This window comes from Streptococcus cristatus, assembly GCF_003944225.1.
GTDB classification, from domain to species: Bacteria; Bacillota; Bacilli; order Lactobacillales; family Streptococcaceae; genus Streptococcus; species Streptococcus cristatus_K.
The window spans coordinates 76,054-82,053 of record NZ_RJPN01000010.1 but is presented as its reverse complement, the minus strand read 5'-3'; the positions used below and the strand labels follow the sequence as shown (position 1 = coordinate 82,053).

The window sequence follows — 6,000 nt, the reverse complement described above, 5'->3', positions numbered from 1 at the left end:
TAGTTCAGTGGTAGAACACCACCTTGCCAAGGTGGGGGTCGCGGGTTCGAATCCCGTCGTTCGCTTTGAGGCCGGGGTGGCGGAACTGGCAGACGCACAGGACTTAAAATCCTGCGATTGGTAACGATCGTACCGGTTCGATTCCGGTCCTCGGCATAGCGGATATGCGACAGGGCACCCTTAGCTCAACTGGATAGAGTACCTGACTACGAATCAGGCGGTTAGAGGTTCGACTCCTCTAGGGTGCATGAAGGGAAACGAGGTCATATGACTCCGTTTTACTTATGACTTATGATCGGGAAGTAGCTCAGCTTGGTAGAGTACTTGGTTTGGGACCAAGGTGTCGCAGGTTCGAATCCTGTCTTCCCGATATGCTAATTCATAAAAGACAACGGCTATATGCTGTTGTTTTTTATTTTATGGGTTCTGGTTTTTTGCTTTTCCATAATGTCTCTATAATTTATAAGTTTTCGTAAATTAGATAGTATCCATATAGGATGTGGTCTTTTTACTTTTTGATTAAAGTATTTGGCTTACTTCATATTTTTTGCTATTTATGCGTGCCTATTGCCTTGATTGAATTTTTACCTGATTTTTTGTATACTAATATGAGGATAATCATTTATTGATGGGAGACTTTTATATGTTAAAGCAAGATTGGCTCGAATATTTTGAAGCTGTGAATGGTCGTTCAGCAACGGATACAGAAATTTCTCAAGCTTTGCTGGCTGGTGAATTTGTGGAACCTGAGGTGACAAGTACGAACCAAGTTGGAAGTGAAACTGGCTCAATCATATCAGACTCTGTTCCAGCACAAGGAGGAGCTTCAAACGGTGAATATTATGTTCAGCCGCAAAATAGTTTTAAGGAACAGAATGGGCAGGCATCGTCCACTCAGCCAACTGGGCAGCAATATCAAGAGCTTCCTCAGCAACAGCTTAACCAAAATCAATTTGCTAATCAAATACAATCATTTGCCCAGCAGAGCCATCCTTATCAACAGCCAAATGGTGGGCAACCTAACCAGTTTGTTGGACAGCCTCAATCTTCTGGTCCGCAAAGCTTTAACCAGCAAGTCTATCAAAACAATCAGCAAAGTCAGTTCAATGGGCAGAATTTTCAGCACGGGTCACAGGCATATTACAGTCAGCAACAGCCGGCGCAACCAAGTGAATTTTCTAAAACAATGAAAGGTTTCTGGGCTTGGCTTGTTTCTGCTTGGAAGTCGCCAACTTCAGAAGTTGAAAGTAATAAATTAAATGGCTATTTTTCCCTAGGATTGACTGTTTTCTTTGCAGCTATTGTGGTGAATTATAATTTTTATAATATTATTTCTTCGGTGAGTTTTGGCTTTTACAGTGGTCCGACTTTTGATTTTAGACTTTTCTTGGTCTCACTGATAGCGGCAGCCCTCGTTCTTTTCTCCATTATTTTAGGAGGCTTTGCTGTAAAACGCATGGTCTATAAGGATGGAAGCTTTAGCTTTAATAAGGCATTTGACTGGTATGGCAGACTCTATGCGATTGTCTTACCTTTTGTGGCTCTTTCTGCTTTATTTAGCTTACTTGGGATTATGTCTGTATCCCTCTTCCTAGCATGGATTGGCTTAGTGTTAATTGGGGTCGGTGCAACCTTTGCTTTGATTTATTCAAAATCTAGCACGTCAATGGATCCTTTTTATAAATATTTACTGGCAATTATTGTCAATAGTGTGATTACATTTATCTTTACTTTCATCGCTTTCTCATTACTGATGAGTCTTATGATGATGTAAAGTTCTGGGAGGTGATTTATGGCAACGAAAGAAAAATGGGTTGAGCTTTTTGAGCAAGTCATTGGTAGAAAGCCAACCGCAGATGAGTTTTTAGAAGGAAAACGTTCTGACTTTGATCCCAAGAAGATTATTTCTATTGCGGCTCCTGCAGGACAAAGTAACGATAGGCTAGCTGAAGAGAAGCAAAGCTCGGTGACTCAGGAACAAAATTTGGGGCAAGAGGAGCCAGCTGTAGAGTTTCTCAAAGAAGAATTTGTTGAGGCTTCTCCTAAAGAAGAAAAGCAAGAGATTTCAGAATCGGATCAATACCAAGAGCAACGGGAAAATTGGCTACAAGCTTTCGAGACGAATATTGGTAGAAAGCCGACTAAAGAGGAATTTTTAGAAGCACGAAATCAAGGTTTTCTTAATCTACCTATTCGCTCTGAATTACTGGATTCGGAATTACCACAGAAAGCAATAAAAAAAGCAGAAAAAAGAATGTCGAAGAAGAAGGCCGTGATGATTGCTTTTCCTCTTATTCTACTTTTTGTTTTGTTGGCAGCCTTTCTTTATTTGAGCTCAGTGACAGGTGTTAAAGTTGTTACGGATGATTTTGCAAAAGCGGTTACTAAAAAAGATTATGATGGAATCGCAGACCTTCTCTCTACGAATTCAGATAAGTGGACACGTGCAGATGCGAGGGCTTTAGTCGAGCACTTAGAGAGTCAAGAAATCAATATTGAGACCGAGCTGGACAACATTGCTAAGTCAAAGGGAAAATCAGCCTATATTGATGACAATCAGAATAAACTTTTAGGTGTAACTGAAAAAAGCAAAAAATTTGGGATTTTTCAGGAATATCAAATAGTGGCCTATCCAGTAGAGGTGAAGGTTAACACGAACTTAGACAATGCGAGCATCAAAGCAGGAGATAAGAAAAGCCTTCCTTTGAGTAATAATGCTGAGACGAATATTGGCAAATATCATTTTATCAAGCAGGAATTTACCCTGAAAGGGAAGACGGAAGTCGGAGAGATTGAGAGTAAGATCCAGCTTGATTTAGCAACTGCTAAGAATAATGAAATTAAATTGGATCTTAAGTCTGAAAAGAAACGATTGAAGGTTACTATGCCAGCAGAAGCTTCAAATGCAACAGACCTTAAAATTGTTGTAAATGGCAAGGAAATTGGTAGTAGCTTAGAAACAGATATTCAAGTTGTACCACATCAAGAACTGGAAGTTTATGCTAAGTTTGTTGTTGCTGATAACACTTTTGTAACCAACAAGGAAAGTATTGTTGTCAAGGGAGACACGCTTGATGTTGCTTTATCTTTACCTAAAGAAGTGACAGATAAGATCAAAGAAAAGGACGAAGAAGCTAAAAAGGTAGAAGCTAACAAGGCAAAAATCACTAATTTCCTTAGCGAATATCGCACGGCTGTTTTCAGATCGGTCTCTAATCGTTCTAATTATTATGCTCAATATTATGACACTTCTAGTCCATCATACAAAGAGATGGTTGAGTGGACTACAGGTGGTGGTGTCAAGAAGGCGAAAATTGATTATTACGATCCAGGAGCTTTGGATATCCGTGAAGTGAGAGAGGAGAACGGCTCTTATATTGTGACGACTTATGAGGACTATACAGTTCACTATATTGATAGTACTCCAAATAGTGTCAATCGAAAAAATAAAACTTACTATTTGAAGCCGACTGGAAATTCCTTTGCAATCTACAATATTGAAGTTTCAGAAAGTTAGTGGAATACAATGAAATATAATAAAGTTATTTTTCTAGCAATGGCAGTCTTGCTTTTAAGTGCTTGCTCAGCAGCCAAAGACAAGACTGAAAGTAGTACAAACAAGCAGGCAAGTAGCTCAAAGGTATCTGTTGAAAAAAAAGAGGCTGAAAAAGACCGGTCATCTAGCCAAGATACAAGGAGTGAATCGGATAGTGCGGAGTCTAAGAAGGAGCAAAAGCAGGACGTAACTGTTGATAAAAATGTTTCTTACAACGGAAGCTACTATAGCGTTCAAGGGAAATATGACGAAATAGTCATCGCCAATAAACACTATCCATTATCAGCTGATTACAATCCAGGTGAGGATCCGACTGCTAAAGCAGAACTACTTAAGTTAATCGCAGATATGCAGTCCAAAGGTTATCCTATCAGCAACCAATATAGCGGTTTTCGTAGCTATCAAACTCAGGTCGGCCTTTATCAAAGTTATGTGAATCGAGATGGACTAGCTGCGGCTGATCGCTATTCGGCAAGACCAGGCTACAGCGAGCACCAAACTGGTTTAGCATTTGATCTGATTGATAGTAGCGGCAATCTGGTTGAAGAAGCTGGAGCTAGTCAGTGGCTCTTGGACAATGCCTATAAATATGGTTTTGTAGTACGCTATCCTGTTGGCAAGGAGGGGTCTACTGGCTATGTGCCTGAAAGTTGGCATTTACGCTATGTAGGAAAAGAGGCCAAGGAAATTTCCGAATCTGGTCTCACACTGGAAGAGTATTATCATTTTACAGGTGGTAATTATGTCCAGTAAAATCTAAGTGCAGACTCAGCGTCTACCTTATTCTCAAAAGTTAGAAGCTACATATCTCACTTTAAAAGTGGAGTTGAGCTGCTGTATGATTAGAAAAATACATAGTAAAACCAGTCCTCTTTTGGGGACTGGTTTTTTGTTTTGTTGACACTAAGACCTAACTCATAAGATGAGAGAACTCGAGTTGACTTTTTCCTATTCTTTTATAATTTCAATCTTTTCGATTTTAATATCTGTTTTGGGTTTATCTTTATCGCCAGTTTCTGTGGCAGCGATTTTGTCTACTACGTCCATTCCTTCAATAACTTGACCAAAGACGGTATAGCCGCCGTCAAGGCTTGGATTTCCGCCGTTTTTGTAAGCTTCAATGATTTTAGCTGGGAAGGTGTCGGTCGGTAATTGTTTGGATAAGTCTTTCTTGCTTTGGTTGATGAAAAATTGACTGCCGTTGGTGTCTTTTCCAGCATTAGCCATGGCTAGTGCACCGCGCAAGTTGTAGAGGTAAGGAGAATATTCATTCTTGAAGCCATTTCCTGAGTCAATAGACTCATTCTTGCCTTTCCAAATGGATTCGCCACCTGTGCCATCTCCTTTAGGATCGCCTGTCTGAATCATGAAATCATTGATAACGCGGTGGAAAATCACACCGTTATAATAGCCTTCCTTAGCATGTGTCAGAAAATTTTCGACAGCTAAAGGAGCGTATTTAGGAAACAGCTTGAGGCGAATGTCTCCTTGTGTTGTGATAATCTTGACTTCAGCTTCATCTTCAGCAACTTCTGTAGATAGTTGTGGGAAGTTGGCATTCTCATTGGTCATGGCATCCTTATACTGTTCACGGAGTTTTTGAGCTTCAGCTGCCTCAGAGCTGGTATCGGTAGCAGAAGACTGCTTAGGAGCGCTGGAGGACTTGGTAGTAGAATCTTCTTTAGCGGAGCAGCCCGTCAGAGCAAGTGCAGATAAAAGACTAAAAAGAATGATTTTTTTCATAAATAACCTTTCTATGCATAAGTTTATGAACTATTGCTATTTTACTATAAGTGCTTTAGTTTTTCAAACTTTCCTGCGTCAGTAATTCCAAGAGTAGAGATTTGAGGCTTTTTGGACGCAGATTGTGGTTGTAAAGTTCTTGCAAGCTGATCCATTCGGGCTGGTAAATGTTTTGGAGACTACTGCGCTCGAGCTCTTCGCCTTGCATGAGGGGAGTCTCAGCCGTACTTAGACTGGTGTAGAAATAATACTCCTCTTTTCCCTGATTGTTAAAGGAAAAAGCTGTGTGCAGCTGGTCAGCAGAAAAGCTAAGATTGACTTCTTCTTTCATTTCCCGTAAGGCGGCTTCTAAAGGTCCTTCTCCAAGTTCGATAGTTCCACCGGGAATCACGAAATACTCTTGCCCATTCTTCCAGCGGTGAATCAGCAAAATCTTGTCCAAGAAAGGATTGTAGACAATCACACCTGCTCGCATACTATTCTCCTTTCCGATATTTTCTTCTAAATAGTCTAGCAAAAATAGCTAAGGATTACCAATTTGAGATATAGAAACACTTTCTTGAAATTTCTGCTTGTTAGAAAAAATATATGTGTTAGAATGAATGTGATACATCAGGAATGGAGCACTTGTGTCTAGAAATTTTTAGGAAGCTATGTTGTTCATCTAGTTTTATAGCGGCCTTTCAAATAGATGTTCTTTT

At 40.0% G+C, this 6,000-nt stretch carries 5 protein-coding genes and 4 tRNA genes; 7 read left to right on the top strand and 2 right to left on the bottom strand.

The features are described from left to right. Position 1: 1 nt before the first annotated feature. The 7 genes from D8797_RS09150 to ldcB all read left to right on the top strand — a co-directional run bounded on the left by D8797_RS09150 (position 2) and on the right by ldcB (position 4,309). Positions 2-62: transfer RNA gene (locus tag D8797_RS09150), tRNA-Gly, on the top strand. Positions 63-70: 8 nt separating this feature from the next. After that, positions 71-156: transfer RNA gene (locus D8797_RS09145), tRNA-Leu, on the top strand. Between the two features lie 18 nt (positions 157-174). Further along, positions 175-248 (top strand) — tRNA-Arg (locus D8797_RS09140). Positions 249-296: 48 nt separating this feature from the next. Next, positions 297-370: transfer RNA gene (locus tag D8797_RS09135), tRNA-Pro, on the top strand. 273 nt (positions 371-643) lie between these two features. Next, on the top strand, positions 644-1,774 hold the full coding sequence (locus tag D8797_RS09130) for a DUF6574 domain-containing protein (RefSeq protein ID WP_125380385.1): 1,131 nt from the start codon (positions 644-646) through the stop codon (positions 1,772-1,774). Positions 1,775-1,792: 18 nt separating this feature from the next. After that, positions 1,793-3,517, top strand: coding sequence for a TcaA second domain-containing protein (locus D8797_RS09125; RefSeq protein WP_125380382.1), 1,725 nt, complete (start codon positions 1,793-1,795; stop codon positions 3,515-3,517). A 9-nt stretch (positions 3,518-3,526) separates the two neighbouring features. Then, the gene (ldcB, locus tag D8797_RS09120) at positions 3,527-4,309 is read left to right on the top strand and encodes an LD-carboxypeptidase LdcB/DacB (RefSeq protein WP_045500990.1); all 783 of its coding nucleotides are present in this window, start codon (positions 3,527-3,529) and stop codon (positions 4,307-4,309) included. 195 nt (positions 4,310-4,504) lie between these two features. On the opposite strand, the gene D8797_RS09115 is transcribed toward ldcB, so the two are convergent. Together D8797_RS09115 and D8797_RS09110 are read right to left on the bottom strand one after the other, a co-directional pair. Beyond that, on the bottom strand, positions 4,505-5,299 hold the full coding sequence (locus D8797_RS09115; protein ID WP_125380379.1) for a peptidylprolyl isomerase: 795 nt from the start codon (positions 5,297-5,299) through the stop codon (positions 4,505-4,507). A 55-nt stretch (positions 5,300-5,354) separates the two neighbouring features. Further along, positions 5,355-5,774, bottom strand: coding sequence for an NUDIX hydrolase (locus D8797_RS09110; protein WP_125380377.1), 420 nt, complete (start codon positions 5,772-5,774; stop codon positions 5,355-5,357). Positions 5,775-6,000 lie beyond the last annotated feature (226 nt).

What these genes read in the sequence shown, in the direction of transcription:
- D8797_RS09130 (WP_125380385.1), top strand. Translation starts at nt 644, where the DNA reads ATGTTAAAGCAAGATTGGCTCGAATATTTTGAAGCTGTGAATGGTCGT.
- D8797_RS09125 (WP_125380382.1), top strand. Translation starts at nt 1,793, where the DNA reads ATGGCAACGAAAGAAAAATGGGTTGAGCTTTTTGAGCAAGTCATTGGT.
- ldcB (WP_045500990.1), top strand. Translation starts at nt 3,527, where the DNA reads ATGAAATATAATAAAGTTATTTTTCTAGCAATGGCAGTCTTGCTTTTA.
- D8797_RS09115 (WP_125380379.1), bottom strand. Translation starts at nt 5,299, where the DNA reads ATGAAAAAAATCATTCTTTTTAGTCTTTTATCTGCACTTGCTCTGACG.
- D8797_RS09110 (WP_125380377.1), bottom strand. Translation starts at nt 5,774, where the DNA reads ATGCGAGCAGGTGTGATTGTCTACAATCCTTTCTTGGACAAGATTTTG.